This window comes from Microbacterium salsuginis (genome assembly GCF_012524205.1).
Lineage (GTDB): Bacteria > Actinomycetota > Actinomycetes > Actinomycetales > Microbacteriaceae > Microbacterium > Microbacterium salsuginis.
Map to the genome: position 1 here is coordinate 1,121,493 of NZ_JABACI010000001.1, position 26,428 is coordinate 1,147,920.

Genomic DNA, 26,428 nt, shown 5'->3' on the forward strand with positions numbered 1-26,428 from the left:
GGGGTGTGAGGCTCAGACTTCGAGCCACACGGTGGAGTCAGGAGGCAGCGCCGCACCGGAGACGGCAAGCGACGAGGTCGGCGTGCTCGCCAGCAGCACCCGTCGGTGGGCAGGGAGCGGCACCGGTACGGGGCCGAGGTTCGTCATCGAGACCGTCCGCTCACCGCGGCGGAAGGCGAGCACGTCGGCACCGAGTTCGAGCCAGTGCAGCCGCTCGTCGCGCAGATCGGGATTCTCACGCCGGAGATGCAGCGCCGCCTTGTAGAGCGACAGCATGGATGCCGCGTTCCGCGCTTGCGCGTCCACCGTCAGGTCTGCCCAATCCGAGGGCTGGGGCAGCCACGTCGCGGCGTCCGCATCGAGGCCGAAGCCGTACGGCGGCCGGGTTCCTGCCCACGGCAGCGGAACGCGGCATCCGTCGCGTCCTGGGTCCACCCCGCCGGAGCGGAAGTGCATCGGGTCCTCGATGACGTCCGTGGGGAGTTCGACCTCCGGAAGACCGAGCTCGTCCCCCTGGTAGATGTACATGCTCCCCGGCAGCGCCGCGGCGAGCATCGCGGCCGCACGAGCACGCGTCGTTCCTCGCACGATGTCGGTCGGCGTGCCGAAGCGCTTGCGGGCGAACGCGAATGCTGAGTCGGCTCGCCCGTAACGCGTGACCGGGCGGGTGACATCGTGATTCGACAGCACCCACGTCGCCGGCGCACCGATCGGCTCGTGTTCGACGAGCGTGCGCTGGATCGATGTCCGCAAGGCCGTCGCACTCCACGGCTGTGTCATGAAGTCGAAATTGAAGGCGGTGTGCATCTCGTCCGGCCGCAGATACCGGGCGAAACGCTCGGCGTCGTCGAGCCACACCTCGCCCACGAGCACGCGTGTGCCGTCGTACTCGTCGAGAACTCGACGCCAATCGCGGTAGATCTCGTGCAGTTCGTCACGGTCGAGGTGCGGGTGCGTGCCGGGCGCGTAGGACGAGCCGTCCAACGGGGGCAGGGCCGGATCCTTCACAGGCAGGGCCGCGGAGTCGATGCGAACCCCGGCGACGCCCCGGTCGAGCCAGAACCGGAGGATGTCCTCGTGCTCGCGACGGACGTCCGGGTGATTCCAGTTGAGGTCGGGCTGCTGGGGTGTGAACAGGTGCAGGTACCACTCCCCCGGGGTCCCGTCCGGGTTCGTCGTGCGCGTCCACGTATCGCCTTGGAAGCTCGACACCCAGTTGGTGGGCATCTCATCGCCGTTCACGCCCCTGCCCGGGTGGAACCAGAAGCGCTCCCGCTCGGGGCTGCCGGGGTCCGCGGCGAGCGCGGCCTGGAACCAGGGGTGCTGATCCGAAATGTGGTTCGGGACGATGTCGATGATGGTCCGGATGCCGAGCGCCAGAGCATCCTGAATCAGCTGCTCCGCCTCCTCCAAGGTGCCGAAGCGCGGGTCGATGTCGCGGTAGTCCTGCACGTCGTACCCGCCGTCGGCCATGGGGCTCGGATACCACGGGTTGAACCAGATCGCGTCGACGCCGAGGTCCTTGAGGTACGGCAGCCGCTGCCGAACGCCCGCGAGGTCACCCGTGCCGTCGCCGTTGCCGTCGGCGAAGCTGCGCACGTACACCTGGTAGATGACGGCGGACCGCCACCACAGCGGGTCGTCGGTCGCGGGAACCGCGCGGCTGCCGCGTGCAAGGACCTCGGTGTCCACGGAACTCCTCATCGTCGATGGAAAGACTCGATGAGGTGAATGTATTGCGGTCAATGGAGTTACGCAAGTCTTAAACAGATTCACGCAAGATTACGATCTTGCAACACCGTGCAGACGACGCGAATCGGCCACGTCCTCAGGGACGTGGCCGATTCTTCGGTCGAGGTCGGTGGATACGGCTCAGGCGGCGACGGGGCCTGTCGACGCGCGAAGCACCAGCTCGGGTTCGAACAGCAGCTCGTCACCGGGTTCGGTCGTTCCGGCGATCTGCGACAGGAGCAGCTCGATCACGGTGCGCCCCATCGACTCGATGGGCTGACGCACGGTGGTCAGCGGCGGCTCGGTGCAGCTCATGAGGAACGAGTCGTCGTATCCGACGACGCTCACATCGGCCGGCACGCGCAGCCCGGCCCGGCGCGCGGCGCGCACGGCGCCGAGCGCGAGCGGGTCGCTCGCGCACACGACGGCGGTCGCGCCGGCGGCGAAGAGGCGGGACGCCCCGGCCTGGCCGGACTCGAGCGAATACAGGCCGCGTACCACGAGGTCATCCTCGAGCGGCGAGCCGAGATGCTCCAGCAACCGACGCGCGGCGGCGAGCTTGCGCTGCGACGGCACGTGGTCGAGGGGACCCAGGAGTATGCCGATGCGGCGATGGCCGAGCTGGTGCAGATGCTGGATGGCCTGCTCGGCGGCCGCGGCGTCATCGGTCGAGACGGTGGCGAAGTCGAGGGCATCGATACGGGCGTTGACGAGGACAGCCGGCAGGTTCACCTGCCGGAGGCGTTCGTAGTGCTCGTGCGCGGCATCCGCCTGACTGTAGTTCCCCCCGAGGAAGATGACGCCCGACACCTGCTGCGCGAGCAGCAGGTCGACGTAGTCCGACTCGGTGATGCCGCCGGCGTTCTGCGTGCACAGCAGCGGCGTGTAGCCGTTCTGCGTCAGACCTCCGCCGATGATCTCGGCGAGCGCCGGGAAGATCGGGTTCTGAAGCTCGGGCAGCACGAGCCCGACCAGCCGGGCGCGTTCCCCCCGCAGCTTCGTCGGACGCTCGTACCCCAGCACGTCCAGTGCCGTGAGGACGGCCTGACGCGTGGCATCCGACACTCCGGGCTTGTCGTTGAGAACGCGACTGACGGTCGCCTCGCTCACCCCGACCTTGCGCGCGACCTCGGCAAGACGCTTCGACATGTCGCTCAGTGTACGCAAGAACTTGCAGGATTCCGCAAGCCCATGCAAGCGGGCCGGCTCGACGCGAAATCGCACCGGATCCGGAATGCGGATGCCGGGGCGCGCGGTTGCAGTCCACGATGAGTACCGCAGCCCCCGCCCCGGCCCTGTCCGTCCTCGACCTCGTGCCGGTGCGCACCGGCCAGACGAGCGCCCAGGCCGTCGCGGCATCGCTCGACCTCGTCGCGCGTGCCGACGAGCTCGGATACCGCCGGTACTGGTTCGCCGAGCATCACAACATGCCGGCCGTCGCCTCCACGACGCCGCCGGTTCTCGCGGCCGCCGCGGCGACACGGACGTCGCGCATCCGCCTCGGCTCGGGCGGCGTGATGCTGCCGAACCACTCCCCGCTCGTGGTCGCCGAGCAGTTCGCGGCGCTCGAGGCCATCGCGCCCGGCCGCATCGACCTCGGGATCGGACGTGCACCCGGCTCGGACCCGGTCATCACCCAGCTGCTGCGTCAGAGCGGCACCACCAGCGACGTCGAGCGCTTCCCCGAGAACGTGCGCGACATCGCGTCGCTCGTGTCGTCCGAAGGCGCGTCGCTGCGGTTCACGAGCGGCGGCACCTACGAGGTGCGCGCAACCCCGTCGGCCACCACGACGCCCGAGGTGTGGCTGCTCGGCTCGAGCGACTACTCGGCCCAGCTCGCGGCATCCTTCGGTCTGCCCTACGTCTTCGCGAACCACTTCTCGGGCGAGGGTCTCGAGCGCGCGCTCGCGCTGTACCGCACGCAGTTCCAGCCCAGCGAGACCCTCGCCGCGCCCCGCACCTTCCTCACCGCGAACGTCCTGGTCGCCGCAACGCAGGACGAGGCCGAGGCGCGCGCGCTGCCCAACCTGCGCATGACGGCGCGGCTGCGCACCAATAAGCCGCTCGTCCCGCTCGAGACGGTCGAGGAGTCGATCGCCCGCGCCGACGACTTCGCGGGCCTCGGCGACACGTTCATGGCCGCGGCCCGCGCGAAGTGGTTCGTCGGCACGGCCGAAGCCGTGGCATCCGAACTCCGCGACTTCGCCGCGCAGCACGGCGTCGACGAGGTGATGATCTCGCCGATCGCGGGATCGTACGAGAACGAGCCGATGGATGCCTCGCCCGGCCGGCTGCAGACCCTCGAGCTGCTCGCTGCCTTCATCTCCCGCTAAGTCAGCGGAGCGGGATCTCCGGAGGGCGTGCGGGCTCGGGACTGGCGGGCGCCGCCGCCGAAGTCGACGCCGCGGGTCGCACGCCGGAGGATGATCCCGCGCAGCGGTGGCCCCCAGCGCTACTCCTGCACCTCGGGCTCGCCCGAGATGAGTCCTCGCAGCCAGTCGCGCGCCTCGACGAAGACGTCGTCGGAGTAGCGCTCCGGGTAATGCACGACCGCGCGGTCCGCGCGCGGGTACGAGCCGAGGAAGATCACCTTCGGGCTGAAACGGCGCAGCCCCAGCAGGGCGTCGGCCATGCGCTCGTCCTCGATGTGCCCGTCGGCGTCGATCACGAAGCGGTAGCGGCCGAGCGCGTCGCCGATGGGCCGCGAGGCCAGCAGCGACAGGTTGATGCCACGGGTCGCGAACTGCTCGAGCATCTCGAGCAGCGCACCGGGGTGGTCGTCGGGCAGCTCGACGATGAGTGACGTCTTGTCGGCCCCGGTCGGCGGCGGCGGCGCGACCGTCCGGCTGACCAGCACGAAGCGCGTCACGGCGTGCGGATTGTCGCCGATGTTCGACGCGAGCAGCTCGAGCTCGTGATGCTCGAGGATCCCGGGGGGCGCGATGGCGGCATCCGCATCGCTCGTCCCGTCGACGAGGCCCATCGCGCTCGCGACGTTGCTCGAGGCCGGCACGTGCGCGTGCGCCGGAAGGGTGCGCGAGAGCCACTGCAGGCACTGTGCGTACGCCACCGGGTGGGCGGCGATGAGGGAGACGCCGTCGATGCGGGCGCCTGGGCGGCCCACCAGCACGAACTCGACGGGCACGAGGTACTCGCCGACGATGCGCAGCCCGGGGACGGTGGCCAGCGCGTCCTGCGCCGTCGAGACGCCCCCGTCCACGGAGTTCTCGATCGCGATCATCGCGGCATCCGAGCGTCCATCGACGACGTCGGCCAGGGCCTCGCCCACATTGCGCACAGGCCGCCAGTCGTGCCCCCGCGCTTCGGGCACCTGCGCGAGCGCCGCCTCGGTGAACGTGCCTGCGGGGCCGAGGTAGCTGTAGGTGCGGCGGACGGGAGCGGGAGCCTGCGCGGCGGGGGCCTCGGAAGTCACGCGTGCCAGCCTAGCCACGTGCCCGGCCGCCGGGGCCGCGCGGCTCGGTGAGGGCGGATCGTGCGCCCGGCCTCGAGGAGAGGCAGACTGGAAGGCATGACTCGTGCAGGACAGCCGGCCGAAGCATCCGACCTCATCGACGTCGACGAGGTGATCGCCGCCTACTACGACGTCGCGCCGGATCCGGACGTTCCCGAGCAGCGCGTCGCGTTCGGCACCAGCGGCCACCGCGGTTCGAGCCTGTCCGCGAGCTTCAACGAGACCCACATCCTCGCCACGACGCAGGCGATCGTCGACTACCGCCGCGCTCAGGGCATCGAGGGGCCGCTGTTCCTGGGACGCGACACGCACGCGCTGTCGCTGCCGGCCGAGCGCAGCGCGGTCGAGGTGCTCGTGGCCAACGGCGTGGACGTGCGCGTCGACGCCCGCGACTCGTGGGTGCCGACACCCGCCCTCAGCCACGCGATCCTGACCTACAACAGGGGGCGGGATGCTGCCGACCCCGGCCGCGCGGACGGCATCGTCGTCACCCCCAGCCACAACCCGCCGCGCGACGGCGGATTCAAGTACAACCCGCCGAACGGCGGGCCCGCCGACACCGATGCGACCGGCTGGATCGCAGACCGCGCCAACGCGCTCATCGCGTCCGGGCTCGACGGGGTGGCCCGTACCCCGTTCAAGGATCTCGACGGCGACACGATCGGCGAGTACGACTTCCGCGACGCGTACGTGCGCGACCTGTCGAACATCATCGATGTCGAGGCGATCCGCCGCTCCGGTGTGCGGATCGGAGCCGACCCGCTGGGCGGGGCATCCGTCGACTACTGGGCCTTGATCGCCGAAGTCCACGGGCTGGACCTCACCGTCGTCAATCCCGACGTCGACCCGACGTGGAAGTTCATGACGCTCGACTGGGACGAGAAGATCCGCATGGATCCGTCGTCCCCGTCGGCGATGGCGGGGCTCATCGGCCGCCGCGACGAATACGACATCCTCACCGGCAACGACGCCGACGCCGACCGGCACGGCATCGTCACGCCCGACGCGGGGCTCATGAACCCCAACCACTACCTGGCGGTCGCGATCGACTACCTGTTCTCGCACCGCGACGGGTGGCCGACGGATGCCGCGGTCGGCAAGACGCTGGTCAGCTCGATGATGATCGACCGCGTGGCCGAGCGCCTCGGCCGCCGGCTGCTCGAGGTGCCGGTGGGCTTCAAGTGGTTCGTACCCGGGATGCTCGACGGCACCGTCGCGTTCGGCGGCGAGGAGTCGGCAGGAGCGTCGTTCCTGCGCATGGACGGCTCGGTGTGGACGACCGACAAGGACGGCATCCTGCTGTGCCTGCTGGCGGCAGAGATCCTCGCGGTGACCGGCAAGACGCCCTCGCAGCGGTACGCCGAGCTCGAGGCCGAGTTCGGCGCGTCGGCCTACCAGCGTGTGGATGCTCCCGCGACGCCGGCGCAGAAGGCGGCGCTCGGCAAGCTGTCGCCTGACGCGGTCACCGCGACCGAGCTCGCCGGCGAGCCGATCATCGCCAAGCTCTCGCACGCGCCGGGAAACGGCGCCGCGATCGGCGGGGTCAAGGTGCAGACCGAGCACGCGTGGTTCGCCGCCCGTCCGTCCGGCACCGAGGACGTGTACAAGCTGTACGCGGAGTCGCTGCGCGGCCCCGAGCATCTCGCGGAGGTGCAGGAGGAGGCTCGGGCCGTGGTGACCGAGGCCCTCGGCGCCTGACCGCGAACCGTCGCGAATATCGCTCGGACGCCCGAACGACGGGAAGCGTTTTCTATGCGCCTCGGGCACAATGGGCGCATGGCAGATATCGCGCTGCGCGCCGATAAGACCGAGCTCATCGTGACGACGGCCGGACTGGACATCGCCCGCTACGCGTTCGACCCGGGCGGTGCGGCATCCGAGGGTCCGAAGCCATTCCTGCACCCGCTGCGCACGCTCGACGGCGCGCCGCTCACCGCCTTCCGCCCGTGGGATCACCGGTGGCACAAGGGTCTGCAGATGACGTGGACCCACGTGTCGGGCGAGAACTTCTGGGGCGGCCCCACCTACCATCGCGACACCGGCTACACGCAGCTCGACAACGTCGGCCGCATGCGGCACGACGGCTTCACCACGGTCCGTGAGTCGGGCGCCGACGTCTCGTTCGCCGAACAGCTGACCTGGATCACGCGGGCCGGCGACGAATGGCTGGCCGAGACCCGCAGCCACCGGTTCCACGGCGTCGACACGGATCGCGGCCTGTGGCAGCTCGACTTCGACACGACCCTGCGCAACATCTCGGACCGCTCCCTCGAGCTCGGCAGCCCGACGACGCAGGGCAGGCCCCGCGCCGGGTACACCGGATTCGTCATCCGGATGCCCCGTGCCTGGACCGGCGGCCGGGTGCTCGCCGGCGGGCTCGCCGACGACGCGGGCGCCGACGCCGTGATGGGCTCGACCGCTCCATGGGTTGCGGTCTCGGGGGAGCACGACGAGTTCGACGGCGGAGGCACCGTGCTCGCCTTCGCGGGCACGTCCACCGGTGCTCCCCCGATCAGGTGGTTCGTGCGCAGCGAGCCCTTCCCCATCCTCGCGCCCTCTCCTTCTTTCGACGAGCCGATCCTGCTCGGACCCGGCGCCACCATCTCGCTGAGCCACCGCCATGTGTTCGGCGACCGCATCTGGACGCCGGACGAGACGCGCGCGATCGCGGCGGAGCTCGCACCGTGACCGCGCCCCTCTTTCCCGGCGGCGTGGCCGTGAGCAGACTGCGGGTCTACGACTGGGAGGCACAGGACGGTCTGCGCGGCGGGTCCCCGCACCTGCACACCGTCTCGAGCGAGGGCTACGTCGTGACCAGTGGCTCGGGCGAGGTGCACACCGTGTCCGCCGCGGGGCGCGGCATCCATCGTCTGGAACCCGGCGAGGTCGTGTGGTTCTCTCCCGGCACGGTGCACCGCCTCGTGAACCACGGCGGACTCGAGCTCGTCGTGATCATGCAGAACGCCGGGCTGCCGGAGGCAGGCGACGCCGTCATGACCTTCCCGTCCGACGTGCTCGACGACCCCGAGGCGTACGCGGCCGCCGCGACACTCCCCGCCGAAGGCACCGTCGATGAGCGCGCCGCCGCGGCTCGCGCCCGCCGGGATCTGGCCATGCGCGGCTACCTCGAACTGCTGGCCGCGATCGACGAGCGGGGACCGGCCGCGCTGACCGAGCTGCACGAACGCGCGGCCCGGCTGGTGCGGCCGAAGACCGAGAAATGGCAGCGCCTGTGGTCCGCGACGGTCGAGGCTGAGACGGCGCGTACGCGAGAGGCCCTGGCTCGACTCGGGGACGGGATGCCGGGTCTCATGGCCGGCGCCGCGGTCGGGCGCGGCGACCGCGACGACGGCCCGCCCGCGTTCGGCATGTGCGGCCGCCTGCAGACGTGGGAGTGGCCCGGTCCGGCCCCGGCCTGACCTCGCCGGAGGGACGTACGTGTAGCCTCAGCACCACAGGGTCACCGCGGCTCTCAAAGGAGCGAAACCCATGGGTGACAAATCCACGCGCAAGGAGGGCGGCAAGACCGCGCCCGCCAAGACGCTGAAAGAGAAGCGTCTCGCGAAGGCCGACAAGAAGGCGGCCAACAGCCGCGCGGCCGACAGCGACGCCATCACCAACATCAAGAAGCGCTAGACCCGCGCCGGGCGACGCGGCCTCCCCGGTGGCATCCACCTGCGAGGCCGCTCCCCCGGTAAGCGCCTACCATGGCGAGCATGAAGCGAGCCGGGATCCGCGACGTCGCCCAGCGCGCCGGCGTGTCGATCAGCACGGTCTCGAACGCACTCAACCGGCCGCACATGGTGAGCGAGAAGCTCGTCGAGCGCGTGCGGTCAGCGGCCGATCAGCTCGGCTATGTGCCGCTTCAGGCGGCTCAGCAGCTGCGGGCAGGACGCAGCGGGCTGCTCGGCATGACGGTCATCAACATCGCCAACCCGTTCTTCGCCGACATGGTGGCCGGTGCGGAGGATGCCGCATCCGCGGCCGGAATGCGGGTGCTGGTCGGCAACTCCAGCGACGACATCGGCAAGGAACGCGACCACCTCGAGCTGTTCGAGCGCGTGCAGGTCGAGGGTGCGCTGGTGAGCCCCTTCGGGCCCCTGCAGCCGTGGCTGCAGCGGTTGCGCGGGCGTGGCATCCCGGTCGTCCTCGTCGACGCGGTCGACGACGGCGGAGAGGTTCCGTCGGTGTCGTTCGACGACGTCGCGGGCGGGCGGCTCGCCGCCGAGCATCTGCTTGCCGCCGGCCGCCGCCGCTTGGCCTTCGTCGGCGCGCGTGAGGAGGTCCGCCAGGTGCGCGAGCGGCTGCACGGCGCGCGCCTGGCCGTCGCGCGACACCCGGATGCCGGCCTCGAGCTGATCTGGACGGAGCGCACCACGTCCGACCTGGGCCGGGCGTTCGGCGAGCAGCTGGCCGCGCGCGCACCGGCGGATCGGCCCGACGGGCTCGTCGTCTCGAACGACCACCTCGCGATCGGTCTCGTGCACGGCCTGATCTCGGGTGGCGTGCGCGTGCCCGCTGACGTGGCGGTCGTCGGGTACGACGACATCGAGTTCGCCGCCCTCGCCGCCGTGCCCCTCACCTCGGTGCGGCAGCCGGCCCGCGAGATGGGCCGCACGGCAGCCGAGCTGCTGCTGGCTCGCATCGCCGGGACGGCCGGTCCCGACCTCGGCAACATCGTGTATCAGCCCGAGATCGTCGTGCGCGAGTCCACGACCGGCGACGCCGGCCGCTGACAGCCGCCGTCGACGCGTTCGAATCCTGGGCCGGGTGCGGCCCCTCCACCGGTTTGCCCGGCGAGGCGGATCGCCGACGGACCCCTCCACCCTTTCGAATCGCGCACTTTGCAACCCGCGGGCGCCGTTCTGTGCAAAGTGCGCGATTCGAAACGGCGTGGGGCCGGCGAGAGGCGCCGTCAGCTCAGGAGCTGCGACCCGAGGGCTTCGCCGTCGCCGTCGCGGCGCTCGGCGGCACGCAAGGACCAGCCGACGAACGAGGCGATGCGCCGCGCGCCGCGCTCGTGGAAATGGGTGTCGTCGGCGAGGCCGTCGGGCCAGGCTGGATGCTCGCCGGGGGCGAAGTGGCTGAGCAGGGCGCGGGATGCCTCCGGCCCGAGGTCCTCGTAGAGCCACGTCGTGAACGCGGTGAGGTCGATGAGCGGCGCGTCCAGCTCGTCCGCGAGATCACGCACCGCGTTGGGATAGTCGCCGTGCGTCGGCGTGACCCGGTCGCCGTCGAACCAGCGCCGCTCGGTCGAGGTGCACAGCACCGCGGTGGCGCCCCGCTCGCGCGCTTGCTCGACCATGCGCTCGAGGCGGTCGCGATAGCCGCCGCGCGAGGCGAGCAGCTCGGGCTGCTTCTGATCGTTGTGGCCGAACTGGATGACGACCGTGTCGCCCGGCTCGACGCCACCCAGCAGTCGGTCCCACGAACCGTCCGCGAGGAACGACTCCGTCGTCGCCCCGCCGTAGGCGAGGTTTCGCACCGGCGCGCCGACGACCGGTTCGATGTACGAACCCCAGCCGGTCATGGGCAGCTCTTCGGGCTTGGCAGGCGCGACCGTCGAGTCGCCGGCGAGATGGTACGTCATGTGCGGAACCTCCAGAGGCGGCGGGAGCGGCATCCGTCGCTACCATGTCATCATGACGCAGAAAGCGTTTACCGGCACGATCCGGATCGCGCAGCAGCCCCGCCCCGCACGCTCGGTGCTGCGGCTGCTGGCGCGCCGCCCCGGACGCATGACCGTGGCCATCCTCGCCTTCGCCCTGAAGGAGATCCCGCTGTGGTTCCTGCCGGTCGTGACCGCAGAGATCATCGATCTGGTCGCCACGGGTGGTGAGGTCTCGACGGTTCTCGTGTGGTTCGCGATCTCGGCTGCGCTGCTGATCCAGAACTACCCGAACCACATCGTCTACACCCGCAACTTCATGACGGTGGTGCGCGACACCGGCGCCGATCTGCGCAACGCCCTCGCCGCGCGGCTGCAGAGCCTCTCGATCGGCTACCACACCCGCGTCAGCGCCTCGATCATGCAGACCAAGGTCGTGCGCGACGTCGAGAACATCGAGCTCATGCTGCAGCAGGTGACCCACCCGCTGCTGTCGGCGACGATGGTGCTCATCGGCGCCATCGCCATGACCGCGATCGCCGTTCCGGAGTTCCTCCCGGTGTACGCGCTCGCCGTGCCGATCGCGCTCGGACTGCGGTGGGCGCTCGGCCGGCGGTCCCGCGTGCGCAACGAGGTGTTCCGCCGCGAGGTCGAAGGCTTCGCCGCGCGGGTCGGCGAGATGGCCTCGCTCATGCCTGTCACCCGCGCGCACGGCCTCGAGCAGACCGCCGTGTCGCGCGTATCGGCCGGAGCCGACGGGGTCCGCCGCGCAGGCCTGCACCTCGACATGCTCAACGGCCACGTCGCCTCGCTCTCGTGGGTCACGATGCAATTGCTCGGGCTCGGCTGCCTGGTGCTCGCGGCGGTGTTCGCGCTCACCGGCATCCTTCCGATCACTCCCGGCGAGGTCGTGCTGCTGTCGACCTACTTCGCACTCCTCACGCAGGGCCTGACCCAGCTGCTGATGCTCATCCCTGTCGGCGCACGGGGGCTGGAGTCGATGCGGTCGATCGCCGAGGTGCTGCAGGAGCCCGACCTCGAGCAGAACGCCGGCAAGCGCACGGTCTCGTCGGTGACCGGTCACGTCGAGCTGCAGCACGTGTCGCACCGGTACGAGGGAGCGGATCGGGATGCCGTACACGACGTCTCGCTCGACATCCCGGCCGGTCAGACCGTGGCCTTCGTGGGGTCGTCGGGGTCGGGCAAGTCCACGATGCTCAATCTGGTGCTGGGCTTCGTACGCCCGACGTCAGGGCGGATCCTGCTCGACGGCGCCGACATGCAGGACCTGGACCTGCGTGCAGTGCGTCGCTTCGTGTCGGTGGTGCCGCAGGAGTCGGTGCTCTTCGAGGGGACCATTCGCGAGAACATCGCGTACGGACTCGATGACGCCACCGACGACCGCCTGCGTGCGGCACTTCGCGACGCGAACGCCGCCGAGTTCGTCGACTCGCTCCCCGATGGCTGGAACACCGTGGTGGGCGAGCGCGGCGCGCGCCTTTCGGGCGGCCAGCGGCAGCGGCTCGCGATCGCGCGGGCGCTCGTACGCGACCCGCGCATCCTCCTCCTCGACGAGGCGACGTCGGCGCTGGACCCCGAGTCCGAGGAGCTCGTGAAGGATGCGCTGAACCGGCTCATGGCCGGCCGCACGACCCTCGTCGTCGCCCATCGGCTCTCGACCGTGCGCCAGGCCGACCGGATCGTCGTGCTGGAGCACGGCCGGATCGTCGAGGCCGGCGCCCACGACGCGCTCCTCGCCGCCTCCGGCCGCTACGCCCATCTCCACGCGACCCAGTCCGGTTCCGGCAACGCACGCTGACAGCATCCGCTCTTCCGCCCTCGCCCACCGCCCTTCTCTTCTGCCGGCCACCTCGTTCGCCGGATCCAGCAGGCGGGATAGCGCTTACCCAGACGAACGAATACTCTGGACGAACGGATACCTCGGGCCGGGGCATCCGTTCGTCGTACTTCTAGGGGGCCCTCGTGACCGACACCCTGCGCTGCGCCATCGTGGGCACCGGCGCGATCGCCCATGCCCACGCGAAGGCGATCGCCGCGTACCCGCACGCCCAGCTGGTCGCCGTGAGCGACCTGTCGCCCGAGTCGGCCCGCGCCTTTGCGGAGGAGTTCGGCGGTCCGGCGGTCTACGACGACCTCGACTCCCTGCTGGCGGCCGAGCGCCCCGACGTCGTACACGTCTGCACGCCGCCGGTCGCGCACCGCGACCAGTCCGTCGCAGCATCCGCGGCGGGTGCCCACGTCATCGTCGAGAAGCCGCCGGCACCGAGCCTGGAAGAGCTCGACGACATGCGCGCGGCAGCCGCACGCGCCGGGCGTGAACTCGTCGTGGTCTTCCAGCAGCGCACCGGCACCGCGGCGGCCCACGTCAAGCGGCTCCTCGACGACGGCGCCTTCGGGCGCCCGCTCATCGCGCAATGCCAGACGCTCTGGTATCGCAACGCCGCGTACTTCGCGGTGCCGTGGCGCGGCAAGTGGGAGACCGAGGGAGGCGGACCGACGCTCGGGCACGCCATCCACCAGATCGACCTGCTGTCCTTCCTCCTCGGCGAATGGGAGAGCGTGCAGGCCCGGCTGTGGCGCCTCGACCGCGAGACGCAGACGGAGGATGCCTCGACCGCGACGGTCGCGTTTGCAGGCGGCGCGGTCGCGTCGGTCGTGACCAGCGCGGTGTCGCCGCGAGAGACGAGCTCGATCCGCATCGACACGCAGCGCGCGACCATCACCGTGGATCACCTGTACGGGCACGCGCACGACAATTGGCGCATCACGCCGGCGCCGGGGTTCGAGAACCTCGCCGCGGAGTGGGCACTGCCCGACGTCGAGGAGCCGAGCGGGCACGCCCAGCTGATCCGTGACGTGTACGACTCCCTGCGCGCCGGCACGCCCCTGCCGCCTGTCGGCACGGAACCGTCCCGTTCCTTCGAACTCGTCGCGGCGATCTACGCGTCCGCCGCCGAGGATGGAGCGCCGATCACGCCCGACAGGCTGGCCTCCCACCCCACGCACCGTCGCGGTTTCGCGAGCCCGGTCACCGACCGGCGCTGAGCCCCCCACCTCACCGTGGCGTCGGCCGCGGCGTTCGACGAGCCCGCGGGGCGTCACTGATGGCGCGCCCGACGAAGCCGCGCGCCGACACGTTACTGAATCGTTCAAACGAATCTGCTGCGGACGCTTGCGAAACGTTTTTCTCTGGAGTACATTCGCGGGCAAGCGCTTTCCATCCCGATCGACCGGAGGGCGCACCACACCGCACCAGAGGACGATGAGCGTCACGCGGAATCGAACGCAGACGTTCCAGAGAGGACAACGATGTTCAGCAGGAAGCGGGTTCTTGGAGCCGCCGCCGTTGCGGCAGGCGCCGCCCTTGTGCTGGCCGGCTGCGCCGGCGGAGGCGGGGACGCCCCCGAGGGCGAGCCGACGTTCAACCCCGACGAGGAGGTCACGCTCGACCTCGCGTTCTGGGGCAACGATGTGCGTGCCGAGCTCTACAACGAGGTCATCGCCGCGTTCAACGAGGAGTACCCGAACATCACGGTGAACTCCTCGTTCCTCGCCTTCCCCGAGTTCTGGGAGAAGCGCCAGACCGAGGCTGCCGGCGGCAACCTCCCCGACGTCATGCAGTTCGACTACTCGTATCTGCGCCAGTACTCCGAGAACGAGCTGCTGCTCGACCTCGACCCGTACATCGGCGGCATCATCGAGTCCGACCCGCTGCCGCAGAACATCCTCGACATCGGCGTCGTGAACGACACCACCTACGCCATCCCGACCTCGACGAACGCGTGGGGCATGTACACCAACCCGGTGCTGCTCGAGCAGGCCGGCGTCGAGGAGTTCGGCGGCGGAACGTGGGAGGACTACACCGAGTGGATGGGTGAGGTCACCGACGCCTCCGGCGGCGCCTTCTGGGGCGGCAGCGACTTCACCGGTCGCATCCAGAACTTCGAGCTTCAGCTGCGCGCCGAAGGCTCCGACCTCTTCAGCGACGAGGGCGAGCCCGGCTTCGACGAGGAGCGACTGGCCGAGTTCTGGGAGTCCGGGCAGGACATCCGCGACGGCATCGGCGTGCCGCAGCAGCGCGTCGAGGAGGTCGCACCCCTGAGCCCGTTCGACACGGCACTGACCGCGAGCGAGCTGACGTGGGACAACTTCGGATCCGGCTACCTCGGCAACCTCGGCGAGGGCTACACCGAGCTCGGGCTCGTCGCTCCCCCGATCACCGAGGAGGGCGCGAAGGACCTGTATCTCAAGCCGTCGATGCTCCACGCGATCTCGGCGAACACCGACCACCCGGAGGCGGCCGCGACGCTGGTGAACTTCCTCATCAACTCGCCGCAGTCCGGTGAGATCTTCGGCACCAACCGTGGCATCCCGGCCTCCGAGACCGCCCTCGAGGCGGCCGAGCTCGACCCGCTGAGCCAGCAGATCGCCGACTACGAGGCCTCGATCGCCGACCGTCTGGGCGACGCCCCGCCCGTGCCGATCATCGGCTACGGCACCCTCGAGGAGAAGTTCCGCCAGCTCGGCACCGAACTCAACTTCGGGACCGTCACGGTCGAGGACGCGGTGACGCAGTTCTTCGCCGAGATGGACGTCGTGCTGAACCAGTGAGCCCGTTCGGGTCCGGGCGCGCGCCGCGCCCGGACCCGGACCACCACCCGAACCACCCCCATCGGAGAATCCCACCGTGAGCACCACAGCGACCAGAGTCATCGTGACGGGCGACAAGTCCTCGCGACGATCCCTGTCACGAAAGCGCCGCCCGGAGCACGTGGACCGGCCCGGCCAGCGGTCGCGGCAGCGCCGCGAGACGCTGTCGGGATTCGGCTTCCTGATTCCGTGGCTGATCGGCTTCTTCGGGCTCACCCTGATCCCGATGGTGTACTCGCTGTACCTGTCGTTCACCAGCTACAACATCTTCTCCCCGCCCAAGTGGATCGGGCTGGACAACTACATCCGCATGTTCACTACCGATCCGGCGTTCATGCAGTCCGCGCAGATCACGCTCATCTACGTGCTGGTCGGCACCCCGATCACCCTGGCCGCAGCACTGATCGTGGCGATGCTGCTCAACTTCCGCGATCGCGGTGCCGGGTTCTTCCGCTCCGCGTTCTACGCCCCGTCGCTGATCGGCGGCTCGGTCAGCGTCGCGATCGTGTGGCGGGCGATGTTCTCCGGCGACGGCCCGGTCGACAGCACCCTGAGCTTCTTCGGGATCGACCTGGGCGGCTGGATCGGCAACCCGGCGCTCGTGCTGCCGATGATGATCCTGCTGGCCGTCTGGCAGTTCGGCGCCACGATGGTCATCTTCCTCGCCGGCCTCAAGCAGATCCCCAAAGAGCTGTACGAGGCGGCTGAGATGGACGGCGCCGGGCCCTGGCACCGGTTCCGCGCCGTCACCCTCCCGATGCTGAGCCCGGTGATCTTCTTCAACCTGCTGCTGGGCCTGATCGGCGCGTTCCAGGTGTTCGCGTCGGCGTACATCATCTCCAACGGCACCGGCGGCCCCGCCGGCATGACGAACTTCATCACCCTCTACCTCTACAAGCGCGGCTTCTCGGACGGCCAGATGGGCTACGCCGCCGCGATCGCGTGGGTGCTGCTGATCGTCGTGGCGATCATCGCCGTGATCCTGTTCCGCACCCAGCGAAGCTGGGTCCACTACGCCGGAGACAACCGATGACCGTTCCCGACTTCTCCTCCACGAACCTCGTCGAACTGGTCAACCAAGTAGATCCCGACCCGAAGACCTCGCCTACGGGCCGCCGAAAGGTGAAGCGCAAGACCTGGCACACCGTGATCTGGATGGTGGTGCTGCTCGCCCTGGCCGCGGTCGTGCTCTACCCGCTGGTGTGGCTGTTCGTGTCCACCTTCAAGCCGAACGCCGAGTTCGGCCAGAACCAGGGCCTGATCCCCCAGAACCCGACGTTCGACAACTACGTCAAGGTGATGGAGGGCATCGCCGGCACACCGATGTGGAAGTTCTTCCTGAACTCCCTCATCATCGCCGTCGGCTCCGTGATCGGCACGGTCGTCTCATCGGCTCTGGCCGCCTACGCGTTCGCCCGCATCCAGTTCAAGGGCCTCGGCATCTTCTTCGCCGCGATGATCGGCACGCTGCTGCTGCCGTTCCACGTCGTGATCATCCCGCAGTACATCATCTTCAACAATCTCGACATGGTCGACACGTTCTGGCCGCTGCTGCTGCCGAAGTTCCTCGCCACCGAGGCGTTCTTCGTCTTCCTGCTGGTGCAGTTCATCCGGCAGATGCCCCGCGACATGGACGAGGCAGCGCGCATCGACGGCGCCGGCCACCTCCGCATCTTCTGGTCGATCATCCTGCCCCTGATCAAGCCCGCCCTGATCACGTGCTCGATCTTCGCGTTCATCTGGGCCTGGAACGACTTCCTCGGACCCCTGCTGTACCTCACCAGCCCCGAGAACTACCCCCTTCCGATCGCGCTCCGTCTCTACAACGACGCGTCGTCGGGCGGCGCCGACTACGGCGCCACCGTCACCGCCTCCTTCATCGCGCTCGTGCCCGTGCTGCTGTTCTTCCTCGTCTTCCAGCGCTTCCTGGTCGACGGCGTCGCGACCCAGGGATTGAAGGGCTGACGGATGCCGCAGACCATGGACCGCCGGCAGCTGCGAGCCGCGCGCCACGCCGACGTCTCGGGCAGCGGGCCCACGCTCGACGAGCGCGAGCCTTCCCGCTTCCCCGGCGCCAAGGGCGCGTTCGCCCTGTTCGGCGAGGTGCTGCTCACGGGCCTGCTCATCACGGCCGCGGGTCTGGCCCTCATCACCCTGCCCGCGGCCTTGGCCGCCGGCATCCGCCATCTGCGCCGTTACGTGAACGCCGAGCAGTCGCACGCGCGGACGTTCTGGCAGGACTGGCGCAGGGCACTCCCCGGCGGACTGGTGGTCGGCGTGACCGCCGCGATCCTCGCGCTCGTGCTCATCCTCGACATCGACCTCGCCGGCTCCGGGCTGCTCCCGGGCGGCCCCGCGATCGCCGTCGTGGGCTGGGCGGGCCTCGCGGCCGGCGCCGTCGCCCTGCTCGCCGCCGCGGGGTCGTGGACCCCCGAGGGCGGCTGGCGTCCCGCGGTGCGAAGCATCCCGCGTTCCGTCGCCGCAGACCCCCTCGGCGCTGTGTACCTCGCCGCAGCCGCGGTGCTCGCCGGCGTCGTGACCTGGATGCTCGTCCCCCTCATCATCGCCGGGCTCGGCTGCGCCGCCTTCGCCGTCGTCGCCGTCCCCGCGCGTCGCGGCCGGCGCTGAGACGCCCCTCGACCACCCCGACCACATCAGAACAGGAGCTGCTCGACGTGCTCTACGGCGCCGATTACAACCCCGACCAGTGGCCGGAAGACGTGTGGGACGAGGACGTCCGCCTCATGCAGGAGGCCGGCGTCAACATCGTCAGCCTCGGCATCTTCGCGTGGTCCCGCATCCAGCCCGCCGAGGACGTGTGGGACTTCGCCTGGCTCGACACCGTGATCGGCAAGCTGCACGCCGGAGGCATCGGGGTGAATCTCGCGACGGCGACCGCCTCTCCGCCGCCGTGGGTGAGCGCCAACTACCCCGAGACCCTGCCGGCCGACGAGTCCGGCGCCTCGTACTGGCCGGGCAGCCGCCAGCACTTCGCTCCGTCGTCGCCGACGTACCGGCGACTCGCGGGGGAGCTCGTCCGCCGATTGGCCGAGCGCTACGCCCACCACCCGGCGGTCATCATGTGGCACGTCGGCAACGAGTTCGGCTGCCACCTGCCGATGGACTTCTCCGACGCGGCGCGCGACGCCTACCGTGTGTGGCTGCGCGACAGGTACGCGACGATCGACGCCCTCAACGAGGCGTGGGGCACGAGCTTCTGGTCGCAGCGCTACGGATCGTTCGACGAGATCTTCCCGCCGCGCCTCGCGCCCTACAGCCACAATCCCTCGTCGATGCTCGACTTCCGCCGGTTCACGTCCGACATGCTGCTCGAGTGCTTCTTGATGGAGCGGTCGATCCTGCACGAGGCGGGCGCGACCCAGCCGATCACCACGAACTTCATGGGCCCGTTCAAGCCGGCGGACTACCGCCGCTGGGCCCCGTTCATGGACGTGATCGCCGACGACTGCTACCCCGACCCGTCCAATCCGCACCGCGTGCGCGACGCCGCCTTCCAGCGCGACCTCGTGCGCTCGCTCAAGCCGGGCGTGCCGTGGCTGCTGTGGGAGCAGGCGACGGATGCCGTCAACTGGCGTCCGTCGAACCCCGGCAAGCGTCCCGGTGCGCTCATGGCCGAGACCGCGCAGTCGATCGCCCGCGGGGCCGACGGCATCATGTTCTTCCAGTGGCGGCAGTCCCGTGCCGGCAGCGAGAAGTTCCACTCCGCGATGCTGCCCCACGCGGGCACCGAGACCCGCGTGTGGAACGCCGTCACCGAACTGGGAGCGCGCCTCGCGGCGCTGCCCGAGCTGCCCGCCCCGGGACGCGACGCGCGGGTGGCCCTCGTCTTCGACTGGGAGGCCTGGTGGGCGGTCGAGGAGCGGGACCACCCCACGGAGGTCGACTACCTCGCGCTCGTTCTCGAGTGGTACGGCGGGTTCCATGCGCGCAACATCCAGGTCGACATCGTCGGGCCCGAAGAGGTCGACGCGGGCTACGACCTCGCGGTCGCACCGGCGCTCTACCTCCTCCGCGACGAAGGCGCTGCCGCACTCACGCGGTTCGTCTCGGCCGGCGGCACACTGCTGGCCGGCCCGATCACCGACATCGTCGATGAGCACGACCAGTTCCGCGGCGGCGGATTCCTGACGCAGCTCGGCCCGGTGCTGGGTCTGCGGTTCGAGGACTTCGGCGCGCTCGGCGGGGCCAGTACCGGCGGAACCGGCGTCGGCGCGCAGCACGCGCGCGACTCTGCCGCCGGTGGCGCGGGGATCGATGGCACGGGGATCAACGGCACAGGGATCAACGGCACAGGGATCGACGGCACCGTCTCCTTCCGGATCGGGGACGCCGTGCACCGCGGGCGGCTCGTCGCCGAGCGCGTGCATGCGGCAGGGGCAGAGGTTGTCGCGGTCTTCGACGATGGGCTCACCGCCGGATCGCCCGCACTGACGCGCCACCGGCATGGTGCCGGCGAGGCCTGGTACATCGCGACGCAGCCTCTGAGCAACGGGCCTTCGGACGGCGGGCCGGTGGCCGGTGGACTCGATGCCGTCGTGGCTGCCGTGGTCGCGGCATCCGGTGTCCGCCCTGTCGTGGCGGATCTGCCCGCGGGCGTCGAGGCGGCCCGCCGAGGCGACCTCGTGACCCTCATCAACCACGGCGAGCAGGACGCGATCATCATGATCGAGGGGACGGATGCCGAGACCGGCGCCGCGGTCAGCGGCCGCGTGCTCGCGCCCCAGCAGGTGGCGTTCGTCCTCGCCCCGGTGGCCGCCGAGGCTCCGGCATCCTCCGCCGCGCCCGCCGCACTCGCACCCGCACCCCTCCACTGATTCCCGACCCGGCACCGACCCCACCAGGAGAAGAAGATGAATCGCACCCGCCTGTTCGCACCGGCCGCGGCGCTCGCCGCCGGCGCGCTGGTCCTCGCCGGCTGCGCCGGCAGCTCGGAAGCGCCCGCCGCATTCGACCCCGACGAGGAAGTGACCCTCGACTTCGCGTTCTGGGGCAATGACGACCGCGCCACCCGCTACGACGACCTGATCGCGGCCTTCAACGAGGAGTACCCGAACATCACGGTCAACCCCTCGTTCACCGACTTCCCGAGCTTCTGGGAGAAGCGGCAGACCGAGGCGGCCGGCGGTGGCCTGCCCGACGTGTTCCAGTTCTCCGACAGCTACCTGCGTCAGTACGGCGAATCGGGGAACCTCCTCGACCTCGCCGAGGTCGAGGAGCACATCGACTTCACGACGTTCGACGAGTCGCTCCTGGGCACCGGAGCGCTCGAGGGCACGCAGTACTCGCTGCCGACCGGCTACAGCCTGTGGGCGAACTTCGTCAACGACGACCTGCTCGCTCAGGCGGGCGTCGAGGCACCCGAGGGCGGCACTTCGTTCGAGGAGTTCGACGAGTGGATGGCCGAGGTGACCGAAGCGACCGGCGGCGCCGTCTACGGCGGCACGGACTACACGCAGCGGATCCAGAACTTCGAGCTCGTGCTGCGGGCCGGCGGCGGCAACCTCTACACCGATGAGGGCGAGCTCGGCTTCACCGAGGACGAGCTGCGCGAGTTCTGGGAGTCGGGCGACGCGATCCGCGAGGGCGTGACGGTGCCGCAGCAGCGGCTCGAAGAGCTTTCGCCCAAGTCCGGCTTCGCCGCCGCCGCGACAGCGAGCGAGATGAGCTGGAGCAACTTCCTCGGCGGGTATCTCGCCGACTCCGGCGCCTCGTCGATCTCGATCATCGCGCCGCCGACGGCCGAGGACGGGGCGAAGGACCTCTACCGTCAGGCGGGTCTGCAGATGGCGATCGCCGAGAACACCGAGCACCCCGAGGCTGCGGCGATCTTCCTCGACTTCGTGGTGAACAGTCCCGAGGCCGGCGAGATCTTCGGCACGACGCTGGGCTTCCCCGCCTCCTCGTCCAAGCTCGAGGGCACGAACCTCGAGGGGATCGACAAGCAGGTCGCGGACTACATCGAGACGGCCGCCGACCGCATCGGCGATGCGCCGCCCGTCCCCGTCGTCGGCTACGGCTCGCTCGAGCAGACATTCTGGGACCTCGGCAAGTCGCTCGGACTGGGCGCGATCTCGGTCGACGACGCCGTGACCCAGTTCTTCGCCGAAGCCGACGCGATCCTCGGCTGACGTCGTGGGCGGAGGAGCTGGGTGCAGCGGAGGACCGATCGCCTCGGTCCGGTCCTCCGCCCGCGCCCTCTCCTTCGCTCGCGATCGCCGCGCTGCTTGCGCGGCCCCCAGAACCCGTGGCACACTATTGGAAAGCGTTTACCCGTCGTCCTTCCCGACCCGTGACGCACAGACTTCCGTCAGAGCAGAGAGCAGGACCCCATGACCGACACGACACTCGCCCCGGCCTCGGCCGAGGCATCCGCCCGTCCCCGCACGAACGACAACGGCGTGCGTGAGATCGGCATGATCATGAACGGCGTCTCGGGCCGCATGGGCTACCGCCAGCACCTCGTGCGCTCGATCCTCGCCATCCGCGACCAGGGCGGCATCGAGCTGCCCGACGGCACCAAGGTCACCGTCAAGCCGTTGCTCGTCGGCCGCAGCGAGGCCAAGCTCGCCGACCTCGCCGCCAAGCACGGCATCGAGGACTACACGACCGACCTCGACGCAGCCCTCGCCGACCCGCGCTGGGAGATCTACGCGGACTTCCTCGTCACCAAGGCCCGCGCGTCCGCGCTGCGCAAGGCGATCGCCGCCGGCAAGACGATCTACACCGAGAAGCCGACGGCCGAGACCGTGGCAGAAGCGCTCGAGCTGGCGAAGCTCGCGCAGGCCGCGGGCGTCAAGACCGGCGTCGTGCACGACAAGCTGTACCTGCCCGGCCTGCAGAAGCTCAAGCGCCTCATCGACTCCGGATTCTTCGGCCGCATCCTGTCGGTGCGCGGTGAATTCGGCTACTGGGTGTTCGAGGGCGATTGGCAGCCCGCCCAGCGCCCGAGCTGGAACTACCGCGCCGAGGACGGGGGCGGCATCATCGTCGACATGTTCCCGCACTGGAACTACGTGCTCGAGAACCTGTTCGGCGACGTCAAGACGGTCTACGCGCAGGCAGCCGTGCACATCTCCGACCGCTGGGACGAGAAGGGCGAGCACTACACCGCGACCGCCGAGGACGCCGCCTACGGCATCTTCGAGCTCGAGGGCGACATCATCGCCCAGATCAACTCCTCGTGGACCGTGCGCGTGAACCGGGACGAGCTCGTCGAGTTCCACGTCGACGGCACGCACGGGTCGGCGGTCGTCGGCCTGTTCGGGGCGAAGATCCAGCACCGCAACGCCACGCCGAAGCCGGTGTGGAACCCCGACCTCGCCGACGACCACGACTACGACGCCGACTGGGCCGAGGTCCCCACGAACGACGTGTTCCAGAACGGCTTCCGCCAGCAGTGGGAGGAGTTCCTCGCGTCATACGTGCTCGACACCCCCTACGAGTTCGATCTGCTCTCGGGCGCGCGCGGTGTGCTGCTCGCCGAGGCGGGCCTGCAGTCCAGCCGCGAAGGCCGCAAGGTCGAGCTGCCGACGCTGTCGCTGGACTGAGCGGCCTGAACTCACAGAACGGAAACTGCCGGATGCCGCAGCTCACGCTCCTCTCCGACGCCGGGGCCCTCTCAGCCGTCGCGCTGAACGAATCCCCCGGCTACGCCAAGCCCCAGGCCGCACTGCGCAGCCGGGTCGCATATGCCGCCGCGCATGTCGTGCCCCGGACGTGGGCCGACAACACTCCCGGTCAGCCGGCAGAGGTCGACTGGGATGCGACGCTCGACTTCCGCCGCTCGGTGTACTCGTGGGGTCTGGGCGTCGCCGACGCGATGGACACCGCGCAGCGCAACATGGGCCTCGACGCCGCTGCGACACGCGAGCTCATCGCGCGGTCCGCGCAGGTCGCTCGTGAGGAAGGCGGCTCGGTCGTCGTCGGCGTCAACACCGACCACATCGACGACGAGCACATCTCCGTCGACCAGGTGATCGACGCCTACAAGGAGCAGCTGCACTTCACCGAGGAGCAGGGCGCCGGCCCCGTGCTCATGGCCTCGCGTCACCTCGCCCGGGCCGCGGCATCCGCCGACGACTATCGCCGCGTCTACCGCGAGGTGCTGTCGACCGCGACGACGCCGGTCGTGCTGCACTGGCTGGGCACGGCATTCGATCCGGTGCTCGAGGGCTACTTCGGCTCGGCCGACTGGCGCGAGGCCTCCGACGTGCTCCTCGAGATCATCGGCGAGAACACCGACAGGATCGCGGGCGTCAAGATGAGCCTGCTGGATGCCGCCTCCGAGGTGTCGGTCCGTGAACGGCTGCCGGAGTCGGTGCGCATGTTCACCGGCGACGACTTCAACTACGTCGGGCTCATCGGCGGGGCGGACGTGCCCCAGGCGGAGCAGCCGGCCCGCGACCCCGAGTCGGCGCGGCAGCACTCCGACGCGCTGCTCGGCGCGTTCGCCGCGATCACCCCGGTGGCTTCGGCCGCGATCCAGGCCCTCGACGCCGGCGACCCGGCGCGATACCTCGAGATCCTCGGACCCACCGAGGAGCTCAGCCGCCAGGTCTTCGCCGCGCCGACGTTCTACTACAAGACGGGCGTCGCGTTCCTGTCGTGGCTGAACGGCCACCAGCCCGCGTTCCAGATGGTGGGCGGGCTGCACTCGGCGCGGAGCCTCCCGCACCTGTCGCGCATCGTCGAGCTCGCCAACGCCTCGCTCGCCCTCGAGCAGCCCGAGCTGGCGCTGATCCGCTGGCACGGCATGCTCCGCCACAACGGCATCGACGTCCCCGGAGTGATCGCATGACCTTCTCATTCGACGGCACCGTCGATCCGCGCCTGTCGATCAACCAGGCGACCATCAAGCACGCCGACCTCGCGACGGCGCTGCGCGTGACCGCCGACGCCGGCGTTCAGGCGATCGGCCTGTGGCGCGAGCCCGTGCAAGAGGTCGGCCTCGCGACGGCGGCCTCGATGCTGACCGACTCGGGTCTGCGCTTCACGACCCACTGCCGGTCGGGCTTCTTCACGATGCCCGAAGGCCCCGCGCGCCGCGCGTCGATCGACGACAACCGCGTCGCGATCGAAGAGGCCGCGACCCTGGCCGCCGCCGGCGCCGAGGGATCAACCGCCATCCTCGTGCTGGTCGCGGGCGGCCTGCCCGAGGGCTCGCGCGACCTGGCCGGCGCGCGCGAGCGGGTGCGCGACGCGGTCGGCGAGCTGGTTCCGGATGCCGCGGCCGCCGGTGTGACCCTCGCGATCGAGCCGCTCCACCCGATGTACGCCTCGGACCGCTGCGTCGTCTCGACGCTCGGGCAGGCGCTCGACATCGCGGCGGACTTCGACGCCGCCGTCGTCGGCGCGACCGTGGACACCTTCCACATCTGGTGGGACCCGGAGGTGCTCGCCTCGATCGAGCGCGCCGGCCGTGAGGGCCGCATCGCGACGTACCAGGTGTGCGATTGGAAGACGCCCCTCGCGGCCGACGTGCTGCTGTCGCGCCACTACCCCGGTGACGGCGTCATCGACTTCGCGTCGCTGACCAGTGCCGTCGAGGCCACCGGGTACGACCGCGACATCGAGGTCGAGATCTTCAACGAGCAGATCTGGGCCACCGAGCCGCTCGAGGCGGTACGGCGGACGGCGGCCGGGTTCGCGGCATCCGTCTCGCCGCACCTGCGAGCGCGCGTCGCGGGCTGACGCGCGATGGTAAGCGTTCTCCCACAGCCGGGCCGAAACCGGACACAGGGCTTAGACTCTCGCCTGTGAGCAACCCCTCCGCGCCGACCCGAGGCGCAGCAACCCTGCACGACGTCGCCCGCGAGGCGGGCGTCTCGCTCGCCACCGCGTCGCGCGTGCTGAACGGCTCCACCCGCAAGGTCGCGGAGAGCTACCGGGAGCGCGTCGAGGCGGCCGCCGAGAAGCTGGGCTACACCGCCAACCTCTCGGCGCAGGCCACGGCCCGCGGCACCTCCGCGATCGTGGCACTGCTGGTGGCCGACATCGCCGACCCCTACTTCAGCCAGCTCGCCTCGGGCGTCGCGCGCGGCGCCGACGAGGCCGGCCTGGTCGTGACCATCGCGATCACCGAGCGAGACCCGCAGCGCGAGGTCAAGCTCGTGCGCGCGCTGCGCGGCCAGCGTCCGCGCGGGCTCATCCTGGCCGCTTCCCGCACCGAGGGACCCGATGCGGTCGGCCTGCAGTCCGAGCTCGACGCCTTCTCGGGCATGGGCGGTCGCGTTGTCATGCTCGGACCCGGGACCGGAAGCACCCGGTCGGTCGCCGTCGACAACCACGGCGGCGCCGCGGCGCTGGGCACCGAGCTGGCACGCCTCGGGTACCGTGACGCGATCGTGGTGGCGGCATCCGAGGGGATCCGCACCTCGGACGACCGCGTCGCCGGCTTCACCGAGGGATTCGAAGCGGCCGGCGGAAAGGTGCGCGACGTGCGCCGCGCCGGGTTCACGCGTGACGCCGGCTACGCCGCCGCGCAGGATCTGCTGCAGGGCGACGTGCCGGGCGGCACACTCATCTTCGGCATCAGCGACGTCGTCGCGATCGGTGCGATGTCGGCCGTCCGGGATGCCGGACGCCAGGTCGGCGCCGACATCGCGGTCGCCGGATTCGACGACATCGCCACGGGCCGCGACATCCGTCCCGGCCTGACCACCGTGCGAGTGCCCCTCGAGGACCTCGGCTACCGCGCACTGAACGCCGCGCTCGAGCCGGAGTGGGATGCCTCCGAGCCGCCCCTGCACCTCGAGGTCGTCGTGCGCGGCTCCACGCCGCCGCGCGACTGACCCCGCCCACTGACCCCGCCCCGCGACTCGAGCCCGCCCTGCGACTCGAGCCCGAGACCGCTCGGATCTCGGATCCGGAAACCGGACCTCGTGCGGCTTTCCGGACGGCGACGGGCCGCAGCATCCGGAAACTCA

The 26,428-nt window shown here is 70.3% G+C and carries 22 protein-coding genes; 18 read left to right on the forward strand and 4 right to left on the reverse strand.

Going from position 1 to position 26,428, the window contains the following annotated elements; genetic code table 11:
• Nucleotides 1-12 precede the first annotated feature (12 nt).
• Nucleotides 13-1,704, reverse strand: coding sequence for a glycoside hydrolase family 13 protein (locus tag HF576_RS05420; protein WP_168911705.1), 1,692 nt, complete (start codon nucleotides 1,702-1,704; stop codon nucleotides 13-15).
• 168 nt (nucleotides 1,705-1,872) lie between these two features.
• Nucleotides 1,873-2,880 (reverse strand): LacI family DNA-binding transcriptional regulator, encoded by a 1,008-nt coding sequence (locus HF576_RS05425; RefSeq protein WP_168911706.1) that lies wholly within the window; start codon nucleotides 2,878-2,880, stop codon nucleotides 1,873-1,875.
• Nucleotides 2,881-2,999: 119 nt separating this feature from the next.
• Between HF576_RS05425 and HF576_RS05430 the strand changes: the two genes are divergently transcribed.
• A complete protein-coding gene (locus tag HF576_RS05430; RefSeq protein ID WP_168911707.1) occupies nucleotides 3,000-4,064 on the forward strand; it encodes an LLM class flavin-dependent oxidoreductase in 1,065 nt (354 codons plus the stop codon).
• 119 nt (nucleotides 4,065-4,183) lie between these two features.
• Here the strand turns inward: HF576_RS05430 and pheA are convergent, their stop codons facing one another.
• A complete protein-coding gene (gene pheA, locus HF576_RS05435; RefSeq protein WP_168911708.1) occupies nucleotides 4,184-5,164 on the reverse strand; it encodes a prephenate dehydratase in 981 nt (326 codons plus the stop codon).
• A gap of 96 nt (nucleotides 5,165-5,260) precedes the next feature.
• Between pheA and pgm the strand changes: the two genes are divergently transcribed.
• The 5 genes from pgm to HF576_RS05460 all read left to right on the forward strand — a co-directional run bounded on the left by pgm (nucleotide 5,261) and on the right by HF576_RS05460 (nucleotide 9,939).
• Nucleotides 5,261-6,901, forward strand: a complete 1,641-nt coding sequence (pgm, locus tag HF576_RS05440) for a phosphoglucomutase (alpha-D-glucose-1,6-bisphosphate-dependent) (protein WP_168911709.1) — start codon at nucleotides 5,261-5,263, stop codon at nucleotides 6,899-6,901.
• Between the two features lie 78 nt (nucleotides 6,902-6,979).
• Complete coding sequence (locus tag HF576_RS05445; protein ID WP_168911710.1) at nucleotides 6,980-7,891, forward strand: DUF6807 domain-containing protein; 912 nt, start codon at nucleotides 6,980-6,982, stop codon at nucleotides 7,889-7,891.
• Nucleotides 7,888-8,622 (forward strand): cupin domain-containing protein, encoded by a 735-nt coding sequence (locus HF576_RS05450; protein ID WP_168911711.1) that lies wholly within the window; start codon nucleotides 7,888-7,890, stop codon nucleotides 8,620-8,622. Before HF576_RS05445 ends, HF576_RS05450 begins: the two co-directional genes overlap by 4 nt.
• Nucleotides 8,623-8,692: 70 nt before the next feature.
• The gene (locus tag HF576_RS05455; protein WP_168911712.1) at nucleotides 8,693-8,839 is read left to right on the forward strand and encodes a hypothetical protein; all 147 of its coding nucleotides are present in this window, start codon (nucleotides 8,693-8,695) and stop codon (nucleotides 8,837-8,839) included.
• A gap of 80 nt (nucleotides 8,840-8,919) precedes the next feature.
• Entirely contained in the window at nucleotides 8,920-9,939 is a 1,020-nt protein-coding gene (locus HF576_RS05460; protein WP_168911713.1) for a LacI family DNA-binding transcriptional regulator, read from the forward strand.
• A gap of 179 nt (nucleotides 9,940-10,118) precedes the next feature.
• On the opposite strand, the gene HF576_RS05465 is transcribed toward HF576_RS05460, so the two are convergent.
• On the reverse strand, nucleotides 10,119-10,793 hold the full coding sequence (locus tag HF576_RS05465; RefSeq protein ID WP_168911714.1) for a rhamnogalacturonan acetylesterase: 675 nt from the start codon (nucleotides 10,791-10,793) through the stop codon (nucleotides 10,119-10,121).
• Nucleotides 10,794-10,845: 52 nt separating this feature from the next.
• Here HF576_RS05465 and HF576_RS05470 point away from each other — a divergent pair, with 52 nt between their 5' ends.
• From HF576_RS05470 to HF576_RS05525, 12 genes are all read left to right on the forward strand, one after another.
• Nucleotides 10,846-12,630: an ABC transporter ATP-binding protein gene (locus HF576_RS05470; protein WP_168911715.1), complete on the forward strand. Its 1,785-nt coding sequence runs from the start codon at nucleotides 10,846-10,848 to the stop codon at nucleotides 12,628-12,630.
• 164 nt (nucleotides 12,631-12,794) lie between these two features.
• A complete protein-coding gene (locus tag HF576_RS05475) occupies nucleotides 12,795-13,877 on the forward strand; it encodes a Gfo/Idh/MocA family oxidoreductase (RefSeq protein ID WP_168911716.1) in 1,083 nt (360 codons plus the stop codon).
• A gap of 264 nt (nucleotides 13,878-14,141) precedes the next feature.
• A complete protein-coding gene (locus tag HF576_RS05480; protein WP_168911717.1) occupies nucleotides 14,142-15,443 on the forward strand; it encodes an ABC transporter substrate-binding protein in 1,302 nt (433 codons plus the stop codon).
• Between the two features lie 76 nt (nucleotides 15,444-15,519).
• Nucleotides 15,520-16,515, forward strand: coding sequence for an ABC transporter permease subunit (locus HF576_RS05485; protein ID WP_168911718.1), 996 nt, complete (start codon nucleotides 15,520-15,522; stop codon nucleotides 16,513-16,515).
• The gene (locus HF576_RS05490) at nucleotides 16,512-17,447 is read left to right on the forward strand and encodes a carbohydrate ABC transporter permease (protein ID WP_168911719.1); all 936 of its coding nucleotides are present in this window, start codon (nucleotides 16,512-16,514) and stop codon (nucleotides 17,445-17,447) included. The genes HF576_RS05485 and HF576_RS05490 overlap by 4 nt, the downstream gene beginning before the upstream one ends.
• Nucleotides 17,448-17,450: 3 nt before the next feature.
• Nucleotides 17,451-18,110, forward strand: coding sequence for a DUF624 domain-containing protein (locus HF576_RS05495; RefSeq protein WP_240948639.1), 660 nt, complete (start codon nucleotides 17,451-17,453; stop codon nucleotides 18,108-18,110).
• A gap of 47 nt (nucleotides 18,111-18,157) precedes the next feature.
• Entirely contained in the window at nucleotides 18,158-20,317 is a 2,160-nt protein-coding gene (locus HF576_RS05500; RefSeq protein ID WP_168911720.1) for a beta-galactosidase, read from the forward strand.
• A gap of 36 nt (nucleotides 20,318-20,353) precedes the next feature.
• A complete protein-coding gene (locus HF576_RS05505) occupies nucleotides 20,354-21,631 on the forward strand; it encodes an ABC transporter substrate-binding protein (protein ID WP_168911721.1) in 1,278 nt (425 codons plus the stop codon).
• A 201-nt stretch (nucleotides 21,632-21,832) separates the two neighbouring features.
• Nucleotides 21,833-23,050, forward strand: coding sequence for a Gfo/Idh/MocA family protein (locus tag HF576_RS05510; protein WP_205834732.1), 1,218 nt, complete (start codon nucleotides 21,833-21,835; stop codon nucleotides 23,048-23,050).
• A gap of 32 nt (nucleotides 23,051-23,082) precedes the next feature.
• The gene (locus HF576_RS05515; protein WP_168911722.1) at nucleotides 23,083-24,300 is read left to right on the forward strand and encodes a dihydrodipicolinate synthase family protein; all 1,218 of its coding nucleotides are present in this window, start codon (nucleotides 23,083-23,085) and stop codon (nucleotides 24,298-24,300) included.
• Nucleotides 24,297-25,193 (forward strand): sugar phosphate isomerase/epimerase family protein, encoded by an 897-nt coding sequence (locus tag HF576_RS05520; RefSeq protein WP_168911723.1) that lies wholly within the window; start codon nucleotides 24,297-24,299, stop codon nucleotides 25,191-25,193. Before HF576_RS05515 ends, HF576_RS05520 begins: the two co-directional genes overlap by 4 nt.
• A gap of 65 nt (nucleotides 25,194-25,258) precedes the next feature.
• Nucleotides 25,259-26,293 carry a substrate-binding domain-containing protein gene (locus HF576_RS05525; protein ID WP_168911724.1) on the forward strand — a complete coding sequence of 345 codons (1,035 nt, stop codon included), beginning with the start codon at nucleotides 25,259-25,261 and terminating at the stop codon, nucleotides 26,291-26,293.
• Nucleotides 26,294-26,428: the final 135 nt, after the last annotated feature.

What these genes read in the sequence shown, in the direction of transcription:
- HF576_RS05520 (WP_168911723.1), top strand. Translation starts at nt 24,297, where the DNA reads ATGACCTTCTCATTCGACGGCACCGTCGATCCGCGCCTGTCGATCAAC.
- pgm (WP_168911709.1), top strand. Translation starts at nt 5,261, where the DNA reads ATGACTCGTGCAGGACAGCCGGCCGAAGCATCCGACCTCATCGACGTC.
- HF576_RS05490 (WP_168911719.1), top strand. Translation starts at nt 16,512, where the DNA reads ATGACCGTTCCCGACTTCTCCTCCACGAACCTCGTCGAACTGGTCAAC.
- HF576_RS05420 (WP_168911705.1), bottom strand. Translation starts at nt 1,704, where the DNA reads ATGAGGAGTTCCGTGGACACCGAGGTCCTTGCACGCGGCAGCCGCGCG.
- HF576_RS05455 (WP_168911712.1), top strand. Translation starts at nt 8,693, where the DNA reads ATGGGTGACAAATCCACGCGCAAGGAGGGCGGCAAGACCGCGCCCGCC.
- HF576_RS05470 (WP_168911715.1), top strand. Translation starts at nt 10,846, where the DNA reads ATGACGCAGAAAGCGTTTACCGGCACGATCCGGATCGCGCAGCAGCCC.
- HF576_RS05425 (WP_168911706.1), bottom strand. Translation starts at nt 2,880, where the DNA reads ATGTCGAAGCGTCTTGCCGAGGTCGCGCGCAAGGTCGGGGTGAGCGAG.
- HF576_RS05480 (WP_168911717.1), top strand. Translation starts at nt 14,142, where the DNA reads ATGTTCAGCAGGAAGCGGGTTCTTGGAGCCGCCGCCGTTGCGGCAGGC.
- HF576_RS05445 (WP_168911710.1), top strand. Translation starts at nt 6,980, where the DNA reads ATGGCAGATATCGCGCTGCGCGCCGATAAGACCGAGCTCATCGTGACG.
- HF576_RS05460 (WP_168911713.1), top strand. Translation starts at nt 8,920, where the DNA reads ATGAAGCGAGCCGGGATCCGCGACGTCGCCCAGCGCGCCGGCGTGTCG.
- HF576_RS05510 (WP_205834732.1), top strand. Translation starts at nt 21,833, where the DNA reads ATGACCGACACGACACTCGCCCCGGCCTCGGCCGAGGCATCCGCCCGT.
- HF576_RS05505 (WP_168911721.1), top strand. Translation starts at nt 20,354, where the DNA reads ATGAATCGCACCCGCCTGTTCGCACCGGCCGCGGCGCTCGCCGCCGGC.
- HF576_RS05430 (WP_168911707.1), top strand. Translation starts at nt 3,000, where the DNA reads ATGAGTACCGCAGCCCCCGCCCCGGCCCTGTCCGTCCTCGACCTCGTG.
- HF576_RS05495 (WP_240948639.1), top strand. Translation starts at nt 17,451, where the DNA reads ATGCCGCAGACCATGGACCGCCGGCAGCTGCGAGCCGCGCGCCACGCC.
- HF576_RS05465 (WP_168911714.1), bottom strand. Translation starts at nt 10,793, where the DNA reads ATGACGTACCATCTCGCCGGCGACTCGACGGTCGCGCCTGCCAAGCCC.
- HF576_RS05515 (WP_168911722.1), top strand. Translation starts at nt 23,083, where the DNA reads ATGCCGCAGCTCACGCTCCTCTCCGACGCCGGGGCCCTCTCAGCCGTC.